General features: G+C 74.3%; 9 protein-coding genes. All 9 read left to right on the top strand.

From position 1 onward, the window contains the following. Positions 1 to 12: 12 nt before the first annotated feature. Genes ACFY3U_RS22560 through ACFY3U_RS22520 form a run of 9 tightly spaced genes read left to right on the top strand, consistent with a single transcriptional unit; the run spans position 13 to position 20430 of the window. Positions 13 to 462: a GNAT family N-acetyltransferase gene (locus ACFY3U_RS22560; RefSeq protein ID WP_387204983.1), complete on the top strand. Its 450-nt coding sequence runs from the start codon at positions 13 to 15 to the stop codon at positions 460 to 462. Beyond that, positions 462 to 7517, top strand: coding sequence for an amino acid adenylation domain-containing protein (locus ACFY3U_RS22555; RefSeq protein ID WP_387204980.1), 7056 nt, complete (start codon positions 462 to 464; stop codon positions 7515 to 7517). Before ACFY3U_RS22560 ends, ACFY3U_RS22555 begins: the two co-directional genes overlap by 1 nt. Then, positions 7514 to 8725 (top strand): MFS transporter, encoded by a 1212-nt coding sequence (locus ACFY3U_RS22550; protein ID WP_387204977.1) that lies wholly within the window; start codon positions 7514 to 7516, stop codon positions 8723 to 8725. Before ACFY3U_RS22555 ends, ACFY3U_RS22550 begins: the two co-directional genes overlap by 4 nt. Continuing rightward, positions 8718 to 9479 (top strand): thioesterase II family protein, encoded by a 762-nt coding sequence (locus ACFY3U_RS22545; protein ID WP_387204974.1) that lies wholly within the window; start codon positions 8718 to 8720, stop codon positions 9477 to 9479. The genes ACFY3U_RS22550 and ACFY3U_RS22545 overlap by 8 nt, the downstream gene beginning before the upstream one ends. Further along, positions 9467 to 11305: an asparagine synthase (glutamine-hydrolyzing) gene (gene asnB / locus ACFY3U_RS22540; RefSeq protein ID WP_387204971.1), complete on the top strand. Its 1839-nt coding sequence runs from the start codon at positions 9467 to 9469 to the stop codon at positions 11303 to 11305. Before ACFY3U_RS22545 ends, asnB begins: the two co-directional genes overlap by 13 nt. Then, positions 11302 to 11976 carry an aspartate/glutamate racemase family protein gene (locus ACFY3U_RS22535; protein ID WP_387204969.1) on the top strand — a complete coding sequence of 225 codons (675 nt, stop codon included), beginning with the start codon at positions 11302 to 11304 and terminating at the stop codon, positions 11974 to 11976. Before asnB ends, ACFY3U_RS22535 begins: the two co-directional genes overlap by 4 nt. Further along, positions 11973 to 13586, top strand: coding sequence for an AMP-binding protein (locus ACFY3U_RS22530; protein WP_387204966.1), 1614 nt, complete (start codon positions 11973 to 11975; stop codon positions 13584 to 13586). The genes ACFY3U_RS22535 and ACFY3U_RS22530 overlap by 4 nt, the downstream gene beginning before the upstream one ends. Then, a complete protein-coding gene (locus ACFY3U_RS22525; RefSeq protein WP_387204963.1) occupies positions 13583 to 19696 on the top strand; it encodes an amino acid adenylation domain-containing protein in 6114 nt (2037 codons plus the stop codon). Before ACFY3U_RS22530 ends, ACFY3U_RS22525 begins: the two co-directional genes overlap by 4 nt. After that, positions 19693 to 20430, top strand: coding sequence for an aspartyl/asparaginyl beta-hydroxylase domain-containing protein (locus tag ACFY3U_RS22520; RefSeq protein ID WP_387204961.1), 738 nt, complete (start codon positions 19693 to 19695; stop codon positions 20428 to 20430). The genes ACFY3U_RS22525 and ACFY3U_RS22520 overlap by 4 nt, the downstream gene beginning before the upstream one ends. Positions 20431 to 20440 lie beyond the last annotated feature (10 nt).

The following is a 20440-nucleotide window of genomic DNA, read 5'->3' as shown; positions in this document are numbered from 1 at the left end:
GGGCGAGCAGTCGTGATCCGGAGAGCCGACGATAACGACGTCAACGCGATCACCCAGGTCTTCCTGGCGTCCCGGGCGGCGGCGATGTCCTACCTGCCCCGGCTCTACGACGATGAGCAGACCCGGGCCTGGATCACGCACGTGGTGCTGCCCGAATGTGTGACCTGGGTGGCCGAGAGCCCGGAGACCGGCGACATCCTCGGCTTCGCCGCGCTCGACGGCGACGTGCTGGAGCACCTCTACCTGCGGCCCGACGTGCGCCGGCAGGGCATCGGCACGACGCTGCTGGAGCAGGTGCGGCAGGCCAGCCCGGGCGGACTCAGCCTGCGGGTGTTCACCCGCAACACCGACGCCCGCGCCTTCTACGAGCGGCACGGCTTCCGCGCGGTCGACGAGAACGACGGCAGCCGCAACGAGGAGAACGAGCCCGACATGACCTACGTCTGGCGCGGACACCACTGATGCACTCCGTCGTCAGCCGCCCGGAACTGCAGACCTACCCGCACGGCGACAAGTCCCTCGTCTCGCCCGGGCAGCTCAATCTGTGGCTGCACGACCAGCGCATCGGCACCGGCCCGCGGTTCGTGATCCCGATCGCGGTCCGGCTGCGGGGCCGCCTCGACGCGGTGGCGCTCGCGGCGGCGCTCGGCGACGTCCAGGCCCGTCACGAGATCTTGCGCACCGTCTACACGGTCAGCGCCGACTGGCCCGTGCAGCGGGTGCTCGACCCGCCACCGGCGGACGAGGTGCTGACCACCGTCCGGTGCGACGAGGCGGAGCTGCCCGAGCTGCTCCTCGCGGCCGTCCGCGAGCCCTTCGAGCTGGCCGCCGACCGGCCGGTACGCGCCACGCTGCACGTCCTCGGGCCCGAGGAGCACCTGCTCCTGCTGTGCTTCCACCACATCGCCTTCGACGGCTCCTCGATCGCCCCGTTCGCCCGGGACCTGATCACCGCTTACGACGCGCGCTGCCGGGGCGAGGAGCCCGACTGGCAGCCGCTGCCCGTGCAGTACCGCGACTACGCCGTCTGGCAGGAGCGGTTGACGGCGGACGCTGACGACCCGACCTCCCCGGCCGGGCGGCAGCTGGCCTTCTGGCGGGAGCAACTCGCCGGCCTGCCGGAGGTGCTCACGCTGCCGGCCGACCGCCCCCGGCCGGCCGAGACCAGCAACCGCGGCGGCCACCTGGAGATCCGGTGGACCCCGGAGCTGCGCCGCGCGATGTCCGGGCTGGCCAAGCAGAGCCGGGTGAGCCCCTTCATGGTCGTGCAGGCGGCCCTGGCGGCGCTGTTGACCAGGACCGGCGCCGGAACGGACATCCCGATCGGCATCCCCGTCGCCGGCCGCACCGAGGACGCTCTCGAGGATCTCGTCGGCTTCTTCGTCAACACGCTGGTTCTGCGCACCGACACGGCGGGCGACCCCACCTTCGGCGACCTGCTGCGCCGGGTGCGCCGTGCCGACCTGGCCGCGCTGACCCACTCTGACGTCCCCTTCCGCCAGGTGGTGCAGGCGGTCGCGCCCGACCGGGGGCTGGCGCACAGCCCGCTGTTCCAGGTGATGCTGGCCTTCCAGAACGTGCCGCAGGCCCGGCTGGAGCTGCCCGGCCTGGAGGTCACCGTCGAGTCCGTCTCCAGCGGCGGCACGGCCCCCTTCGACCTGGCCTTCTACGTCTGGGACTGGCACGCCGCCGACCGGTCCGGGGCGAGCGACGGCACCGTGGGGTTCGTCGAGTACAACGACGACATCTTCGACCGGGAGACCGTGCAGGCTCTCCTCGACCGGCTCGAGGGGCTGCTGCAGTCGGTATCGGCCGACCCCGGCCAGCGGCTCAGCGAGATCGACCTGTTCCTCGACGACGAGCGTCCCGCGCTGCTGACCGGCGCGGACGTGCCGGTCTCCCGGTCAGTGCCCGAGGTCTTCGCGGAGCAGGCCCGCGCCACGCCGGACGCGGTCGCCGTCGTCGCGGTCGACGGCCGCCTGACGTACGCGCGACTCGACGCCCGCGCCAACCGGCTGGCCCGGAAGCTGGTCGCCCACGGCGCCGGCCCGGAGACCGTGGTGGCGTTGGCGCTGCCGCGCACCACCGACCTGATCGTGGCCCTGCTGGCCGTGCTCAAGGCCGGCGCGGCGTATCTGCCGATCGAACCGGATCTTCCGGCCGAGCGGGTGGCGTTCATGCTCGCCGACGTCAAGCCGGTGGTGGTGGTCGACCCTGCGTTCCTGGTGGGCCTGGACGAGCTGGTCGCAGACGATCTCGGCGTACGGCCCCATCCGCGCCACCCGGCCTACGTCATCTACACCTCGGGCTCGACCGGCACCCCGAAGGGGGTGCTGCTGGAGCACCGTGGTCTCGCGAACATGCTGGCCCACCACACCGCGCAGATATTCGACGTGGAATCCGCGGCGCTGGGCCGCCGCCTCCGCGTCGCCCTCACGGCGGCCATGTCCTTCGACACGTCGTGGGAGGGGCCGTTGGCCATGGTGGCCGGCCACGAACTGCATCTGATCGACGACGACCGTCGTCGCGACGCGCACGCCCTGGTGAAGTACGTCGCGAGGGAGGGCGTCGACCTTTTGGACGTCACGCCGTCGTACGCCCGGATTCTGCTGGACGCGGGCCTGCTCGCCAACCCGGCTACCGCGCCGCCCGCGCTGATGCTCGGCGGCGAGAGCGTCGATCAGTCGCTGTGGGACTCCCTGCGGGAGGCGACCGGCACCGTCACCTACAACTACTACGGCCCCACCGAGTGCACCGTCGACACCGTGTGGTGCCGGCTGGCGGAGTCGCCCCGCCCGGTCATCGGCCGCCCGCTGTGGAACACCCGCGCCTACGTGCTCGACGAGTACCTGAGGCCGCTGCCGCCGGGCGTGCCGGGTGAGCTGTACCTGGCGGGGGTGAGCCTGGCCCGGGGGTACCTCGGCCGCCCCGGGCTCACGGCCGAGCGGTTCGTGGCGGACCCCTTCCACCCCGGCCGGATGTACCGTACCGGCGACCGGGTGCGCCTGCTTGCCGACGGCCGGATCGACTACCTGGGCCGCACCGACCGCCAGGTCAAGGTCCGGGGCTTCCGCATCGAGCTGGGCGAGGTGGAGGCCGCGCTGCGGTCCGTACCCGGGGTCCGCGACGCGGTCGCCCTGGTGGACACCGACGGGGCGGGGCAGCCCCGCCTGGTCGGGTACGCGGCCGGCGAGGTGACCGAGGCGGCCGTGCGCGCGGCGCTCTCCGCCGCCCTGCCGCACTATCTCGTGCCCTCCGCGATCGTGGTGCTGGAGCGGATCCCCGTCACCAGCAGCGGCAAGGCCGACCAGGCCGCGCTGCCGCCGCCCACCGCCGGGCCCGCCACCGGGAGGGCTCCCGCGACCGAGACCGAACGGGTGCTCTGCGACCTCTTCGCCGAGGTGCTGGACCGCGACAGCGTGGGTGTGGACGACAACTTCTTCGCCCACGGTGGGCACTCGCTGACCGCGACGCGGCTGATCAGCCGCATCCGCGCGGTCCTCGGCGCGGAGCTGCCCCTGAAGGCGGTGTTCCGCGCCCCGACCGTGGCCGAACTCGCCGACCAGGTGGCCGCCGCGGCCCCCGCCCGCAGTCGGGTGCGGCACCAGGAGCGGCCCGACGTGGTGCCGCTCTCCTATGCCCAGCACCGGCTGTGGCTGCTCAACCATCTCGATCCGACCGACGTGGCCTACAACATCCCGTTGGCGCTGCGGCTGACCGGCCCGCTGGACGTGGAGGCCATGCGCCGGGCCCTGGCCGACGTGCAGCTCCGGCACGAGAGCCTGCGCACGGTCTTCCCGGAGACCGACGGGGAACCCCACCAGTTGCTGCTGGGCCTCGACGACGGGGCGTGCCCGCTGCGGGTGGCGGAGCCGGCCGGTGAGCTGGGCGAGGCCATCACCGCAGCCAGCGCTGAGCCCTTCGACCTCTCCCGGGAGGTGCCGCTGCGGGCGCACCTGTTCCGGGCCGGGCCGGAGCAGCACGTGCTGCTGCTCGTCCTGCACCACATCGCCGGGGACGGGGTGTCGCTACAGCCGTTGGCGACGGACCTGGCCACCGCCTACGACGCCCGGCGGTCCGGGCGCGAGCCGGCGTGGGCGCCGCTGCCCGTGCAGTCCGCCGACCACGCGTTGTGGCAGCGGGCGTACCTCGAGGAGGAGGACGGTGCGGGCAGCCGCATCGCCACCCAGTTGGCGTTCTGGCAGCGCACCCTTGCCGACCTGCCCGAAGAGATCCCGCTGCCCGCCGATCGGCCCCGGCCGACCACCGCCGGGCAGCGCGGCGGTGTGCTCTCCGCGTCCTGGGACCGGGCCCTGCACGCTGGGCTGTCCCGGTTGACGACGAGCCTCGGCACCAGCCTGTTCAGCGCCGTGCAGGCTGGACTCGCCGCGCTGCTGACCCGCCTCGGCGCCGGCACCGACGTCCCGATCGGCACCGCCGTCTCCGGCCGCGACGACATCGCCCTGGAGGAGCTGATCGGCTTCTTCGTCAACACCCTCGTGCTGCGCACCGACACCTCCGGCGACCCGACGTTCGCCGAGCTGGTGACCCGCACGGCCGAGGCGGACCTGGCGGCCTTCGCCCACCAGGACGTCCCCTTCGAACGGGTGGTCGAGGCGCTCAACCCGCCCCGGCTGCTCAACCGGCACCCGCTGTTCCAGGTCGCCCTGGTGCTGCAACGCAACGCCCTGCCCAGCACGGCCGTGGCCGGGCTGCGCATCGAGCCGATGGCCGCCAGCTCCGGCGCGGCGAAGTTCGACCTCACCGTCGAGGTGGACGAGCGCTACGACCCTGACGGCAGCCCCGACGGAATCGACGTGCTCGTCGACTACTCGGCCGACCGGTTCGACGCCCGTACCGTGCAGGCCCTGGTGGACCGGCTGACCCGGCTGCTGGCCACGGCCGTGGCGGAGCCCGACCTGCGGCTCAGCGAGCTGGACCTGCTCAACGACGCGGAGCGGGAGACCCTTGACGCGGTCAACCGCACCCGGGTGCCGCTCGACGGGACGCTGATCCCGGAGCTGATCGGGCGGCAGGCGGCGCGGCGACCGGAGAGCACGGCCGTGGTGTGCGGCGCGGAACGGCTGACGTACCGGCAACTGCTCGAGCGGGCGGACGCCCTGGCGGTGCGGCTGCGCGCCGCCGGGGTCGGGCCGGACGTGGCGGTGGGGCTGTGCCTGCCCCGGGCGGCGGACATGGCCGTCGCGGTCGTCGGGGTGCTGCGGGCCGGCGGCGCGTTCGTTCCGATGGACGCCGACCAGCCGGGCCCCCGCCTGCGGGCGATGGTGGTCGACTCCGGCGCGGCCCTGGTGCTTGCCAACGCGCGGACGCTCGAACGGGCCTCCGAGCTGGGCGTGCCGCTGCTGCGCGTCGACCCGCCTTCCGGCGTGGACGCCCCGCCGCCGCCGGACGCGCTGCCCTGGCTGGACGACCTGCGACCCGAGCACCTCGGGTACGTCCTGTTCACCTCCGGGTCCACCGGCCGGCCCAAGGGGGTCGCGGTGGCGCACTCGGCACTGGCGAACCTCGCCGTCGCCGTCCGGGAGCCGTTCCACGTCGACGCGGGCGACCGCATGCTCCAGTTCGTCTCCTTCGGGTTCGACGTGGCCGTCTCCGACTTCGTCTTCGCCTTCGTCGCCGGCGCGGAGCTGCACATCGCCGTCAGCGAGGAGCGGTTGGGCGACGAGCTCTTCGCACGGCTGCGGGACTCCCGGATCAACTACGTCTTCCTGCCCCCGTCCGCGGCGATGTCGCTGCCGCCCGGAGAGCTGCCGGACCTGCGGACGATGGCCGTGGGCGGCGAGGCGTGCCCGGCCGAGCTGGTGCGGCGTTGGGCCGCGCCGGGCCGGCGCATTCTCGACGCGTACGGGCCGAGCGAGGACACCGTCTACGCCACCACCGCCGTCCTCGAACCCGGCGAGCCGGTGGTGGTCGGCCGCCCCGTGGCCAACACCCGGGCGTACGTCCTGGACGAGCACCTGCGGATGGTGCCCTTCGGCGTGCCGGGAGAGGTCTACCTGGCCGGGGACGGCCTGGCCCGGGGGTACGCCGGTCAGCCCGGGATGACCGCGGAGCGGTTCGTGGCCGACCCGTTCGGCGAGCCCGGCAGCCGCATGTACCGCGTCGGTGACCTGGCCCGCTGGACCACCGACGGCGACCTGGAGTACCTGGGCCGGGTCGACCATCAGGTGAAGCTGCGGGGGGTGCGGATCGAGCTGGGCGAGATCGAGTCGGTGCTGGGCCAGTTCGACCGGGTCCGGCAGGTGGCGGTGATCGTCCGGGAGGACATTCCCGGTGACCCCCGGCTGGTGGCCTACGTGGTGCCCGACGCCCCCGACGCGGGGCTGCCCGAGCGCCTCCGCGCCGACCTGCGCCGGCACCTGCCCGACCAGATGGTGCCCTCGTCGTTCGTTCTGCTCGACGCGCTGCCGGTGACGAAGAACGGCAAGCTGGACCGCCGCGCCCTGCCGTCCCCGGAGGTCACCACCGGCGGCGGCCGTCGGCCGCGGACGCGCGCCGAGCGGATCCTGGCCGAGCTGTTCGCCGAGACCCTCGGCGTCACCTCGGTCTCGGTGGACGACAACTTCTTCCACCTGGGCGGGCATTCCCTGCTGGCGACCAAGCTGATCCGTCGGGTCCGCGCCCGGCTCGGCCAGGAACTGGCCATGCGGAGTGTCTTCGATGCGCCCACGGTGGCCGAGCTGGCCGTCCGGCTGGACGGCGACGGCGGCGACGGAGAGGGCTTCGACGTCCTGCTGCCGCTGCGCGTCGGCGACCGGGGGCGCACCCCGCTGTTCTGCCTGCACACCGGGCACGGGATCAGCTGGTCCTACTCGTCGCTGCTGCAACACCTCGGCGGTGACGTGCCGGTCTACGGCGTGCAGGCGCGTGGACTGACCGAACCCGAGAACCGGGCCGGGACGATGGCCGAGATGGTCGACGACTACCTGGCCGCCATCCGGTCGGTCCAGCCGCACGGCCCGTACCAGTTCCTCGGCTGGTCCTTCGGCGGGGTGGTGGCGCACGCGCTGGCCACCCGGCTGCGGGCCGAGGGGGAGCAGGTCGCCCTCCTGGCGATGATGGACGCCTACCCGGCCGCCGAGGCCGAGCGCGGGGCCGACAGCGACGAGGAGTACGTCGCACGACTGCTGCGTGACGAGGCCGGCATCACCGACCGGGCCGAGCTGGCGTACGACCGGCAGGCGCGCGAGCGGCTGCTGGACTTCCTGCGCGGCGGGTACGGGGAGCTGACCTCGATGGTCGAGGGGCGGCTGCTGGACTTCGTGGACGTCTACGCCGGCAACTGCCTGCTGCGTCGGCACTTCGACCCGGAGGTCTTCGACGGCGACCTGCTGTACTTCGCCGCCGCCCGCACCGACGAGCTGACCTGGCGGCTGTGGCAGCCGTACGTCACCGGCAGATTCGAGGTACACGAGATACCCGCCGGCCACGACCAGCTCATGAACCCGGAGCCGGCGGCTGCGATCGGTCGGACGCTGGCGTCGAAGCTGCGATGAGGGTGTTCGGCGCCCTGTGGGTCGGTCAGCTCGTCACCCTCCTCGGGTCCAGCGCGAGCGCTTTCGCGCTGAGCCTGTGGATCTACCAGGACAGCGGCTCGGTCACCTACTTCGCGATCGGGCTGCTCGTGGCGTACCTGCCGAGCGTGCTGGTGGCGCCGCTGGCCGGCAGCGTGGTGGACCGCTACGACCTGCGGCGGGTGATGCTCACCGGGATGCTGGTCAGCGCGGCGGCGATGACGACGGTCGCGGTGGCGGTCGGCACCGGCAGCCTGACCCGATGGCACGTGTACGGCTTCGATGTCGTCCACTCGCTGGTCACTGCGTTCCAGATGTCGGCGCTGACGGCCGTGGTGCCCCGACTGGTGTCGAGGACGTCGCTGGCCCGGGCGAACGGGTTGACTCAGCTCGCGTTCGGCGCGGCCCAGATCTGCGGTCCGCCGCTGGCCACGACCCTCATCGCCGTCTCCGGGCTGAGGACCGTCATCGCGCTGGACCTGCTGTCGTACGGCATCGCGATGGTGACGTTGCTGGCGGTACGGTTCCCGGGGCCGACTCCGCGGTCCTCGGACGCCGCGGCTCCGCCCCGGCTCGTCGACGACCTGGGCGTCGGGTGGCGGTTCATCGCCGCCCGACCCGGGCTGCTCGGGGTGCTGCTCTTCGTCGCCGTGGTCAACTTCGTCACCGGCGCGGTCACCGTGCTCATCACGCCGCTGGTGCTCGCCGTGGCCAGCCAGCAGACCCTCGGGATGATCTCGGCGACGGGGGGCGTGGGGATGGTCTGCGGCGCGCTGGCCATGTCGGCGTGGGCACCCCGCCGCCGGCTCGTCCCGCTGATCTGCGGAGCGGGCGCGGCGGCCGGCGCGGTGGTGGTCGGCGCGGGAATCCGCCCGACCGTCACCACGATCACCGTCGGGGCCTTCTGCTTCTTCCTCGCCCTGCCCGTCATCAGCTCGTCCAGCCAGACGCTGTGGCACCTGCGGGTGCCGGCCGACCTGCACGGGCGGGTGTACGCCACCCGGCTGGCGGTGGCGCAGGCGTCCGTACCACTGGCGTACGCGGTCACCGGGCCGTTGGCCGAACTCGCCGGTGGCCACATTCCCGCCCTGCTGACCGGCGCCGGGATCACCGTAGCCGTCGCGGCGGCGGTGTGCTTCACGCGCAGCGCGGTCCGCGAACTGGAACAGGAGTCGACGACATATGCATGACGTACGGCGCTGGGTGCCGTGGCACCCGCCGCGGCGCGACTATGTCCCCGACGGGGTGCGTCGGCTGTACTGCTTCCCGCACGCTGGCGGGGCGGCCAGCGCCTACCTGGACTGGTCCCGGTCCCTGACCGGGGGGCCGCTCCAGGTGTGTCCGGTCGAGCTGCCGGGCCGTGGGACGCGCATGCGGGAGCGGCCGGCGCTCGACATGGCGGACGTGATCAGTGAGTTCGTCGACGCCGTGTTCGCCCCCGGGCACCCGCAGCCGTTCGCGCTGTTCGGCCACAGCCTGGGCGCTTGTCTGGCGTACGAGACGGCCCGCCAGCTCGCCGCGCGGGGCCTGGACGCGCCGGTGGCGCTGCTGGTCTCCGGCGCCCGCCCGCCGGGCAGCCCGCTGGCCCGGCCGCTGCACGAGTTGTCGGACGAGCGGCTGTTCGCGGCGCTCGTCGAGATGGAGGGCACCCCGAAGGCGGTTCTCGAGCACGAGGAGCTGCTGCGGATGACCCTGCCGGTGATCCGCGCCGACCTGACCATGCTGGCCAACTACGACCGGTCGCTGGTCACGCCGCTGGACGTGCCGATCAGCGCCTACGGCGGCGAGTCCGACCAACTCGCCGGGCCGGAATGGCTGAGCCGGTGGCGGGTGCTGGCCCGGCGTTCCTTCACGCACCGGACATTCGCCGGGGGGCACTTCTTCCTCCAGGAGCACCCGGTGGAGTTCCGCAGCGCGGTGGGGATGTCGACATGTGCGGCATAGCGGGGGTCTTCGGGCTGGCCGGCCGGCCGGTGCCACCGGGCGTCGACGTCGTCACGATGGCCGAGGCGCTGGTCCACCGGGGGCCCGACGACGTGGGGGCGTACCACGACCCGGCGGTACGGCTCGGGTTCCGCCGGCTGGCCTTCCTCGACCTGCCCGGCGGCAATCAGCCGCACCACTCACCCGACGGATCCGTCGTGGCGGTGGCCAACGGCGAGATCTTCAACCATGAGGAGCTCCGGTCCCGCCTCGCCGCGCGGGGTCACGTCTTGCGCACCGGCGTGGACACCGAGGTGCTGGTGCACCTCTACCTCGAGTACGGCCCGGACCTGGTCGACCACCTGGACGGACAGTTCGCGTTCGCGATCTACGACGCCTGGCGGCGCCGGCTGATGCTCGCCCGTGACCACTTCGGGATCGTGCCGCTGCATTACACCGTGGTCGCCGGCCAGCTCGTCTTCGGCTCCGAGATCAAGAGCATCCTGCGGCACCCCGACGTGCCCCGCCGGGTCGACCTGGCCGGGCTGGACCAGGTCCTCACCCTGCCCGGCTTGGTCAGCCCGCGCACCATGTTCGAGGGGATCGTGAGCCTGCGCCCCGGCGAGCGGCTGCTGGCCGACGAGGCCGGCGTGCGCACCGAGCGGTACTGGGACCTCGACTACCCCGTCGGTCCGGCCGGCGCTCCCGGCACCCTCGACGACTACGCCGACGGGGTGCGGGAGCGGCTCACCCGCTCGGTGCGGGCCCGGATGCGGGCCGACGTGCCCATCGGGATGTACCTCAGCGGCGGCCTGGACTCCACCCTCATCGGTGCGCTGATGACCCGGCACCGGCCGGGCACGCGGAGCTTCTCGATCGACTTCGCGGAGGCGTCCCTGACGGAGGGCCGCCACCAGCGCCTCGCCGCCGAGGCCCTGGGCACGCGTCACCGGTCTGTGCGGGCCACCTCCGCCGACGTGGTTGACCTGCTGCCGCGCATGGTGCGGCACGCCGAGATGCCGGTGCGGGAGACGTACAACGTGTGCTCCCTGCTGCTGTCCGGGCAGGCCCGCGCCGACGGGGTGCTCGGCATCCTGTCGGGCGAGGGGGCCGACGAGTTCTTCGGCGGCTACCCCGGCTACCGGTTCGACGCCCTGGTGCCCCGCGCCGCCGGCGGCCTGGAGGCCCACCTGGAGCGCGAGGCCGCCGAGCGGATGTGGGGGCTCGACCTGCGCTACGAACAGGACATGCTGCCGGCGCTGGAGCTGCGCCGTGAGCTGTACAGCAGCGAGGTGGCCGCGGTCCTCGACGACCATGCGGTGACCACCCAGCGCCTGGTGGATCCGGATCGGCTGCGCGGCCGGCATCCGCTGCACCAGCGCTCCTATCTGGACTTCACCCTCCGCCTCGCCGATCACCTGCTCGGCGACCACGGCGACCGCATGGCGATGGCCAACGGGGTCGAGCTGCGGCTGCCGTTCCTCAGCCGGGACCTGGTCGAGTACGCCGCCACGATCCCGCCGGAGCTCATGCTGCGCGACGGCCAGGAGAAAGCGGTGCTGCGGCACGCGGCCACCGGGCTGGTCCCGGAGGAGATCCGCCTGCGGCAGAAGTTCGGCTTCCGCGCCCACAGCAGCACCCATCTGCTGCGGGAGCACGGTGACTGGTTCCGGGAGCTGCTGGCCCCGGACGTGCTCGCCAAGCAGGGGTACTTCGCCCCGGACGTCGTCGCCGAGCTGGTACGGCGGCAGACCGCGCCGGACGCCTCGGTCCATCCCCACCTGGACACCGACTATCTGCTGCTGATCGCCACGTTCACCCTGCTGGTCGAGGAATTCGGGCTATGACCGCACCCATCGTGGGCGTTCTCGGCGGCATGGGGCCGCTGGCATCGGCCGAGTTCGTCCGTAGCATCTACGCCCCTCCGCTGCCGGTCGAGCAGGACTGCCCCCGAGTGCTGCTCTGGTCGGACCCCGCCGTGACGGACCGGACCACGGCGATCGCCCAGCAGGAGGTCGATGAGCTGACCAAGTCCGTGGCGCACGCCGTCGAGCAACTGCTCTCCGTGGGCGCCCAACGCGTGGTGGTCGCCTGTGTCACCGCGCACGTGGCCGTCCGGCGTCTCGCCCCCGAGCTGGCCGAACGCTGCATCTCCCCGGTCGACGTGATCTTCGAGGAGCTGGCCCTCCGGCGCCGTCCGCACCTGCTGCTGTGCACCCTCGGCAGCATCCGGGCGGGCATCTTCACCAGCCACCACCGCTGGCCGGAACTCGGCCGCCACCTGGTGCTGCCGGAGCCCGCCGACGCGCAGCGCGTGCACGACCTCGCCTACGAGATCAAGCGGGGCGGGACCGTGCCGGCCGCGGGGGAGTTCGTCCGGGAGGCGCTGACCCGCTACGGGGTGACCGACTTCGTCGCCGGCTGCACCGAGTTCCACCTCGTCACCAGGGCCACCGACCTGCCGAACCTCGACCCCCTGACGACCATGGCCGCCCGGATCCGAGAGGGGAAACTGTGACCGTCCTACAACGGTTCGCCGCCGCGGTGCTGGCCCGCCCGGACGCGCCCGCCGTCGCCGGAGCACGGGTGCTGACCTACCGTGAGCTGGCTGACCTGGTCGCCGGGGTCGCCGCCGAGCTGGCCCGCAACCCGGCCCCGCCCGAGGCCCCCGTGCTGCTGGTCTGCCCCGACCCGGTCGACGTGATCGCGGCGATGCTGGCCGCCATGGTGGTCGAACGCCCGTTCGCGCCGCTGGATGCGGCGGTGCCCGCGCAGCGTCGCGAGGAGGTGACCCGGCTGCTGGCGCCGGCGGCGACGCTCACCGGCGGGGCACCCGCCGTCGACGCAGCCCCGCTGCTGCCCGGCTGGGCCGCCGACGAGCGCGCCGACCGCGGGTACGTCTACTTCACCTCCGGCAGCACCGGTGCGCCCAAGGGCATCCGGGGCAGCCTGGCCGGCGTCGCGCACTTCGTCGACTGGGAGATCCGGGAGTTCGGCTTCGGCCCGGGAACCCGGGTCTCGCAGCTCACCTCGCCGGGCTTCGACGCGTTCCTGCGCGACGCGTTCGCCCCGCTCTGCTCCGGCGGCACCGTCTGCGTGCCGGCCGGCGACCGGCCCGTCGGCGCCGGGCTGGCGGCGTGGCTGGCGGCGGCCCGGGTGCAGGTGCTGCACTGCGTGCCCACCGTGCTGCGCACCCTGCGGTCGGCCGACCTGACCGCCGGGTCGCTGCCCGACCTGCGGGTCGCGCTCGTCGCGGGGGAGGTCGTCCGCCCATCCGACGTGCGGTGGTGGCGGGACCTCTTCGGGGCCGGCAAGGAGCTGGTCAACCTGTACGGGCCGTCGGAGACCACGATGACCAAGACGTACCACCGGACCACGGCCGCCGACGCCGGCGCCGAGGTCGTCCCCGTCGGGTCGCCGCTGCCCGGTGTGCGGGTGCGGGTCCTCGCGGCGGCCGGCGCGATCGGTGAGGTCGAGCTGGGCACCCCCTTTCCGCTGGCCGGATACCTCGGGCCGGAGCGGGGCGGCTTCCGTGACGGCGACGCCTACCGCACCGGCGACCTGGGTCGGCTGCGCCCGGACGGCGTGCTGGAACTCCTCGGCCGGGCCGACACCCAGGTCAAGGTCCGCGGCGTGCGGGTGGAGCTGGGCGAGGTCGAGGAGCGGCTGCGCCGCCATCCCGAGGTCCGCGACGCCTGCGCGGTCGCCGTCGACGACGACATGTCGGCGTACCTGTGCGCCTACGTGGTGGCCGGCGCCGTCACCGAGACCGAGCTGACGGCCCTGCTGCCCGTGCCCGGCACCGTCGTGCGGCTGCCGGAGTTGCCCCGGACACTCAGCGGGAAGGTGGACCGTCGCCGGCTGCCCGCCCCGTCGGCGGTGGCCCTGGCCGGCGCGGGCGACGCGCCCTGCGACGAGGTGGAGTCCGGGATCGCCGCCATCTGGGCGGAGCTGCTGCGCCTGCCCACGGTGGGGCGGCAGGACGATTTCATGATGCTCGGGGGCGACTCGCTGGCGATCGCCCGGCTCCTGGACGTCGTCCGGGGGCGCTTCGGCACGGAGGTCCGCCTGGCCGAGTTCCTCGACGAGCCCACCGTGGCCGCGCTGGCCCGGCTGGTGCGCCGATGACCGCCCCGCTGTCGCACACCCAGCTCGGGATCTGGCGGGCCGAGCAGTTCCTGGGCGCCTCCGCGCTGCACAACGAGGCGGTGGCGTTCCGCCTGCGCGGGCCGCTCGACGTGGCGGCGCTGCGGGCGGCGGTCGACGGGTTGGTCGTCGACCACGACGTCCTGCGGGTCGCCTTCGTGACCGACCCCGACCGGGACGAGCCGCGGCAGGTCGCCGCCGACGCGGTGACCATCCCGGTACGGCTGCGCGACACGACCGAGGCGCAGGTGCCGGCGCTGCTCGCCGAGCTGACCGCGCAACCGATCGACCTCACCGTCGCGCCCCTGGTGCGGGTGCACCTGCTGCGCACCGGCCCCGAGGACCACGTGCTGCTCCTGGTCGCCCACCACCTCGTCGCCGACGCCTGGTCGGTCGGCACGTGGCTGACCGGGCTCGCCGTGCGCTACCGGGGTGGTCGCCCACAGCCGCCGGCCGCCGCCTTCCTCGACCACGCCCGCGCCGAACGCGCAGCCGGCGACGACCCCGCCGCGGTGACGTACTGGCGGGAGCGGCTCGCCGGCGACCTGCCGGTGGTCACCCTGCCGGCCAACGGCCCGCGCCCCGCCCGGCCGGAACTGCGCGGCGCGCTGCACGAGACCGAGTTGCCCGCGCCGCTGGTCGCGCGGCTCGCCGCGCTGAGCCGGGAACACCGGGTCTCGCTGGCGACCACCCTGTTGACGGCGTTCACGCTGGCGGTGCACCGGTTCGCCGGCCAGGACGACGTGCTGGTCGGGATGCCGATGGCCACCCGCGGCCGGCCCGGCCTCGCCGAGACCGGCGGACCCCTGCTCAACATGGTCGCCTGCCGCACCGACGTGACCGGCGACCCGTCGTTCGTCGAGGCGCTGGCGCGGACCCGCGAGACGCTCAAGGGCGCGCTGCGGCACCGCACCCTGCCCTTCGAACGGCTCGTGGAGCTGCTGCGCCCGACCCGCCACGCCGGCTACTCGCCGGTGTTCCAGCTTCTGCTCGCCGTGCACAACGGCCCCGAGGTGGAGCTGGACCTGCCGGGGGTCGAGGCCACCCGCGTCCCGGCGCACAACGGCATGGCGAAGTACGACCTGTCGGCGTTCGTGCGCCCCGACGGCGACGGCGGCCAGCGGCTGACGCTGGAGTACCGTACGCAGCTCTTCCACCCGGAGACCGTGGCCCGGTTCGCCGAGGTGTTCCGGGCCGTGCTCGCCGCGGCGGCGACCGAGCCCGACCGCCCGGTGGGTGACCTGCCGCTGCTCACCGCGGCCGAACGGGAGCGGTTCGGCCGCGAGCTGCCGGGGCCGCCGCCCTCGGAGACCGTGCTCGACCTGATCGCCGGGCACGCCCCGGAACGGCCCGCGGTGGGCTGCGCGGGCGCGGTGCTGACCTACGGCGAGCTGCGGCGGCGTGCCGAACGGATCGCCGCCGCCCTGCCGGTCGAGCGCGGCGACCGAGTGGCGGTGCGGGTCGACCGTGGCGTCGACCTGGTGTCGCTGCTGCTGGGCATCTGGCGAGCCGGTGGCGTCGCCGTGCCCCTTGGCGCGGATCACCCGCCCGCTCGGACGGCGCACGTCGTCGCCGACAGCGGCGCCCGCCTCGTGGTCGCCGACGCCGAGCTGGCCGACCTGCTGGCCGCGCCGGCCCGGGGGCCGCTGCCGGCGCCCCCGGCGGCGACGGACCTGGCGTACCTGATGTACACCTCCGGGTCCACCGGCGCGCCGAAGGGCGTGGCGGTGCCGCACGGCAACCTCACCAACCTGCTGCGCAGCGTCGTGGCCGAGCCCGGCGTTCCGTCTGACGCGGTGCTGCTCTCCGTCACCGCCCTGTCGTTCGACATCTCCCTGCTGGAACTGCTGGCCCCGCTGGTCGCCGGCGCGCGGGTGGAACTGCTCCCGGCTGGGCGGAACCGCGACGGGGAGGCCGTCGCCGCGGCGCTGGCGGCCAGTGGCGCGACCCTGATGCAGGCCACCCCGTCGATGTGGCAGATGCTGCTCGACAGCGGCTGGCCCGGCGCGCGCACGCTGCGCGCGTTCTGCGGCGGGGAACCGCTGACCCCCGCGCTGGCCGAGGCGCTGCTCGCCCGGGTGGGCGGGCTGTGGAACCTGTACGGGCCGACCGAGACCACCATCTGGTCCACGGTGGAGCGGGTCCGCCCCGGCGAGCCCGTCACCGTGGGCCGGCCGGTGGCCGCCACGTACTGCCGGATTGTCGACGGGCGGGGCCGGCCCCTGCCGACGGGTGCCGTCGGCGAGCTGGTCATCGGTGGACACGGGGTGGCAACCGGCTACTGGGGTCGCCCGGGGCTGACCGCGGCCGTGTTCGTCGACGACCCGCTGCACCCCGGCAACCGGGTGTACCGCACCGGCGACCTGGCCCGGTACCTGCCCGACGGCCGGATCGCCCTGCTGGGCCGCGTCGACCAGCAGATCAAGATCCGTGGACACCGGGTGGAGCTGGGCGAGATCGAGTCCGTGCTGACCGGGCAGCCCGACGTCCGGCAGGCCGTGGTGGTGCGGCAGCCCGACACCGACCGGCTGGTCGCCTTCGTCGTCGGTGACGATCCCGACCCGGGTCGGCTCCGCGCCGAGCTGGCTCGGCACCTGCCGGCCGTGATGGTGCCCGCCGCGTTCACCGTCCTGCCCGAACTGCCGATGACCACCAACGGTAAGGCCGACCGGGTCGCCCTGCGCGAGGCCGCGCGGCACGCCCGGCCCGACTCCGCGGACCTCGTCGCCCCCCGCGACGAGACCGAGGCGGCGCTGTTCGAGCTGTGCGTGGCGGTGCTCGACGTGCCGCCCGGGTGGTTCGGGGTCACCGACGACTTCCTCGCCGCCGGCGGCAGCTCCCTGTCGGTGACGCGGCTGCTGTCGCGCGTCCGTCAGGAGATGGGCGTCGCCGTGCGGCTGGCCGACTTCGTCGCCGCGCCCACCGTCGCGCGCCTCGCCGAGCTCGTCCGCGAGGCGGCTCCGGCGCCCGCGTCGGCGCCCCTGCCCGCGCCCGACGAGCCCGGTCGTGTGTCGTCCCAGCAGCGGCAACTGTGGCTGGTCGAGCAGCTGCACCCCGGCACCGCGATGTACCACCTGGCGGCCCGCGTCGACCTGACCGGCCCGCTGGACGTCGCCGCCCTCGCCGCCGCCGTCGACGACCTGCTGGTCCGGCACCCGGTGCTGTGCACCGGCTTCGCCACCACCGCCGCCGACCCGCTGCACCCCGTGCCGGCCGATCCCGTCCCCGGGGTGCTGCGGGTGGTGGCCGCCACCGCCGACGACACCGACGAGCTGGTACGCGCCGAGGCGGTCCGCCCCTTCGACCTGGCCCGTCCGCCGCTGCTGCGGGCCACGCTGCTGCGCCGCGGCGACGCCGACGCGGTGCTGGTCGTCGTCGCCCACCACATCGCGATGGACGGCTGGTCCATCGGAGTGGCCATGGCCGACCTGGCGGCCTGCTACGCCCACCGCGCCGGGTACGCGGCGGACCCACCGCCGCCGCCCGCCGCCCAGTACGCCGCCTACGCCGGTGCGCTCGACAGCGAGGCCGACCTGTCGTACTGGCTGGACCGGCTGAGGGGCTACCCGGGGGTGCTGGACCTGCCCGCCGACGCCGGCCGTGGCGCGGTGCGCGACGTGGCGGGCGCGGTCCGCGAGGTCGTCGTGCCACCGGCGCTGGGCCGGGCGGTGCGGGAGCTGGCGACGCGGCTGCACAGCACGCCGTTCACCGTCCTGCTCGCCGCGTGGGCCGCGCTGCTGGGGCGCTACGCCGGCACGGGCGACGTGGTGGTCGGCGTTCCCACGGCGAACCGGCCCGACCCGGTGCTGGAGGAGGTGGTCGGCTGCTTCGCCAACACCCTGCCGGTCCGCGTCGACGTGTCCGGCTCCCCGGGGCTGGCCGAACTCGTCCGGCGTACCCGCGACGTGGTGCTGATCGACCTCGACCACGCCCGGGTGCCGTTCGACCGGCTGGTCGACGCGCTGCGACTGCCCCGCGACCCGCACCGCACGCCGCTGGTGCAGGCCATGCTCGTCTACGGCGACACGCCGCCGCCCGCGCCCGCGCTGCCCGGGGTGACCAGCCGGCTCGTCCCGGTGGACACCGGCTGCGCCAAGTACGACCTGTGCCTCACCCTCGACGAGGACGGCGACGGGTTCCGGGGGTGGCTGGAGCACGCCACCGCCGTCATCGGCGAGCAGACCGCCGGCCGCCTGGTCGAGCACCTGACGGCGCTGCTCACCGCCGGTCTGGCCGATCCGGACGCCACGCTGGACCGGGTGTGCCTCGGGCCGGTGCCGTCGCCGGTCGAGCCGGCCGCCCCGCCCGCGCTGGTCGACCTGCTCGTCGCCGCCGACCCGGACGCGGTCGCCCTGCGGCACGAGCACGGCGAGGTGACCTACGGGCAGCTCGACGCCTGGACGGCCGACATCGCCGCCCGACTCGACGTGCCGGCCGGCCGGCTGGTGGCGCTGCTGCTGCCGCCCGGGCCGGTCCAGGTGGCCGCCGCGTTTGCGGTGCTCCGCGTGGGCCGCGCCTTCGTGGTGCTCGACCCCCGCGACCCGGAGCTGCGCCGCCGCGAGATCGTCGCCGACGCCGACCCCGCGTGCGTCGTCACCACCGCCGCCCCGCCACCGACCGGCCTGCCCGCCGTGGTCGTCGAGCCCGCGCCGCCGGCCGGGCCGGTGAGCACGCCGACCGTACCGGCGACCGCCGGGACGGACTGCTGCCTGGTGTACACCTCCGGCTCCACCGGCCGGCCCAAGGGCATCCTGCTGGGCACGGACGCATTCGCGCAGTTCGCGCTCTGGCAGCGGGACCGCTTCGGCATCCGGCCGGGCAGCAGGATCGCCCAGTGGGCCCCGTTCACCTACGACGCGGCGTACACCGAGGTCTTCGCCGCGCTCGGCGCGGGGGCGACGTTGTGCCTGCCACCGGAGGGCATTCGCCGGGACCCCGTCGGCATGGTCCGGTGGCTGCGCGCGGAGGGCGTGACCCAGATCCAGACCGTCCCCGCGTTCTACCGGCTGCTCGCCGAGGTCGCGGACGGCGACCTCGGGCGGCTGGAGCATGTGCTACTGGCCGGCGAGGTCTTCCCCACCGCCGTCGCCGAGGCGCACCCGGCGGACGGTTGGCGGCTACACAACCTGTACGGCCCCACCGAGTGCATCCTGGCCACCCACCGCGAGATCGTGGTCGGCGAGCGGTACCCCACCAGCGTGCCGATCGGGTCGCCGATCGGCGGCCGGCAGGCGCTGGTGCTCGACGCGCGGCTGCGGCCCTGCCCCGTCGGGGTGCCCGGCGAGCTCTACCTGCGCTCGCCGTATCTGGCCGGTGTCTACCACCGCCGGCCGGCCGAGACGGCGACGGCCTACCGGCCCGACCCATGGCGGCCCGGGCACACCATCTACCGCACGGGGGACCGTGGCCGCTGGCTGCCCACCGGCGAGTTGGAGTTCCTCGGCCGGGTCGACTTCCAGGTCAAGGTGCGCGGCAACCGGGTGGAGCTGGGCGAGATCGAGGCCCGCCTCACGGCGCACCCCGGCGTCCGGGAGGCGGCCGCCGCCGTGCACGACCACCGGCTGTACGCGTACGCCGTGCTGGACGACCCGGCAGTCACCGCGCAGGCGCTGCGCGAGCACCTGGCCGACCGGATGCCCGCGCCCAGCGTGCCGGACGCGGTGCTGGTCGTGGCGGCGCTGCCCCGCACCGCCACCAACAAGGTCGACCGGTCGAGGCTGCCGCGCCCGGACGCCGCGCCCGACCCGGTCAGGTCGGAGCCGGTCCGCTCCGACCTGGAGCGGGTGATCGCCGACGCCTGGCAGCAGGTGCTCGGCACCGACCGGCCGGGCCGGCGCACCAACTTCTTCGAGGCCGGCGGCAACTCGCTGCTGGCCGCCCGGCTCCAGGTGCTGTTGACCGAGCGACTGGCTCAGCCGGTGCGGCTGGTCGACATCTTCGCCCACCCCACGATCGCCGAGCTGGCCGGCCGGCTCGGCGGCCAGCCGGTGGCCGACGCACCGGCCGCCGGCACGCGCGGCGCCCGACGACGGGCCGGACTGCAGTCCCTGGCCCGGGTCCGTAAGGACAACAGACAAGGAGACCAGACGTGAACGTCGACGACGTGATGGCCGACCTCGCCGAGCGCTTCGGTGGGGACGGACTGGAGCGGGTGGAGGAGTGCCTGGCCGTGTTCACCGGCCAGCAGGCCCCCGACTACCTGCACGACGAGCAGGAGCCGACCCGCCTCTTCTTCCCCGGCATCAGCGCGCTGCCCTGGCACGACACCGCCGGGCTGGCCTGGGTGGCCGAGGTCGAGCGGGCGTACCCGGAGATCAAGGGTGAGTTCCTCGGCCTGCGCAGCGACCAGGTGCCGTTCGCGCCGTACGAGGACTCGTACACCAAGGAGCTCGGCTGGCAGGGCTGGGACACCTTCAGCCTGTACCGCAACGGCGAGGTGCGCCCGGAGGCGCGGGAGCGCTGCCCGGTGACCATGGACGTGCTGGAGCGCACGCCGCACGGCCCGCGCGACGGCATGTTCACGATCCTCAACCCGGGAGTGCACATCACCCCGCACAGCGGCGGGGTGAACCTGCTGCTGACCTGCCATCTCGCCCTCGTCGTGCCGCCGGGTTGCAGCATCACCGTGGCCGGCGACGAGCGGGGCTGGACCGAGGGCCGCTGCGTGCTGTTCGACGACAGCTTCATCCACGAGGCGGCCAACCGGGGTACGGCCCAGCGGGCCGTGCTGCTCTGGGACGTCTGGCACCCGGAGCTCACCGACAAGGAGATCGCCGCCATCGGATACCTGATGCCGTCGTTCCGCCACTACCTGATGGCCGTCTGAGAAGCACCGA

It is taken from the genome of Micromonospora sp. NPDC000089 (assembly GCF_042899365.1).
Lineage (GTDB): Bacteria > Actinomycetota > Actinomycetes > Mycobacteriales > Micromonosporaceae > Micromonospora.
This window is presented reverse-complemented; position numbering and strand designations above follow the sequence as displayed.

Bases quoted from the DNA above. Each gene is read 5' to 3' on its own strand.
- ACFY3U_RS22545 (WP_387204974.1), top strand. From the start codon at position 8,718: ATGCATGACGTACGGCGCTGGGTGCCGTGGCACCCGCCGCGGCGCGAC.
- ACFY3U_RS22525 (WP_387204963.1), top strand. From the start codon at position 13,583: ATGACCGCCCCGCTGTCGCACACCCAGCTCGGGATCTGGCGGGCCGAG.
- ACFY3U_RS22555 (WP_387204980.1), top strand. From the start codon at position 462: ATGCACTCCGTCGTCAGCCGCCCGGAACTGCAGACCTACCCGCACGGC.
- ACFY3U_RS22550 (WP_387204977.1), top strand. From the start codon at position 7,514: ATGAGGGTGTTCGGCGCCCTGTGGGTCGGTCAGCTCGTCACCCTCCTC.
- asnB (WP_387204971.1), top strand. From the start codon at position 9,467: ATGTGCGGCATAGCGGGGGTCTTCGGGCTGGCCGGCCGGCCGGTGCCA.
- ACFY3U_RS22535 (WP_387204969.1), top strand. From the start codon at position 11,302: ATGACCGCACCCATCGTGGGCGTTCTCGGCGGCATGGGGCCGCTGGCA.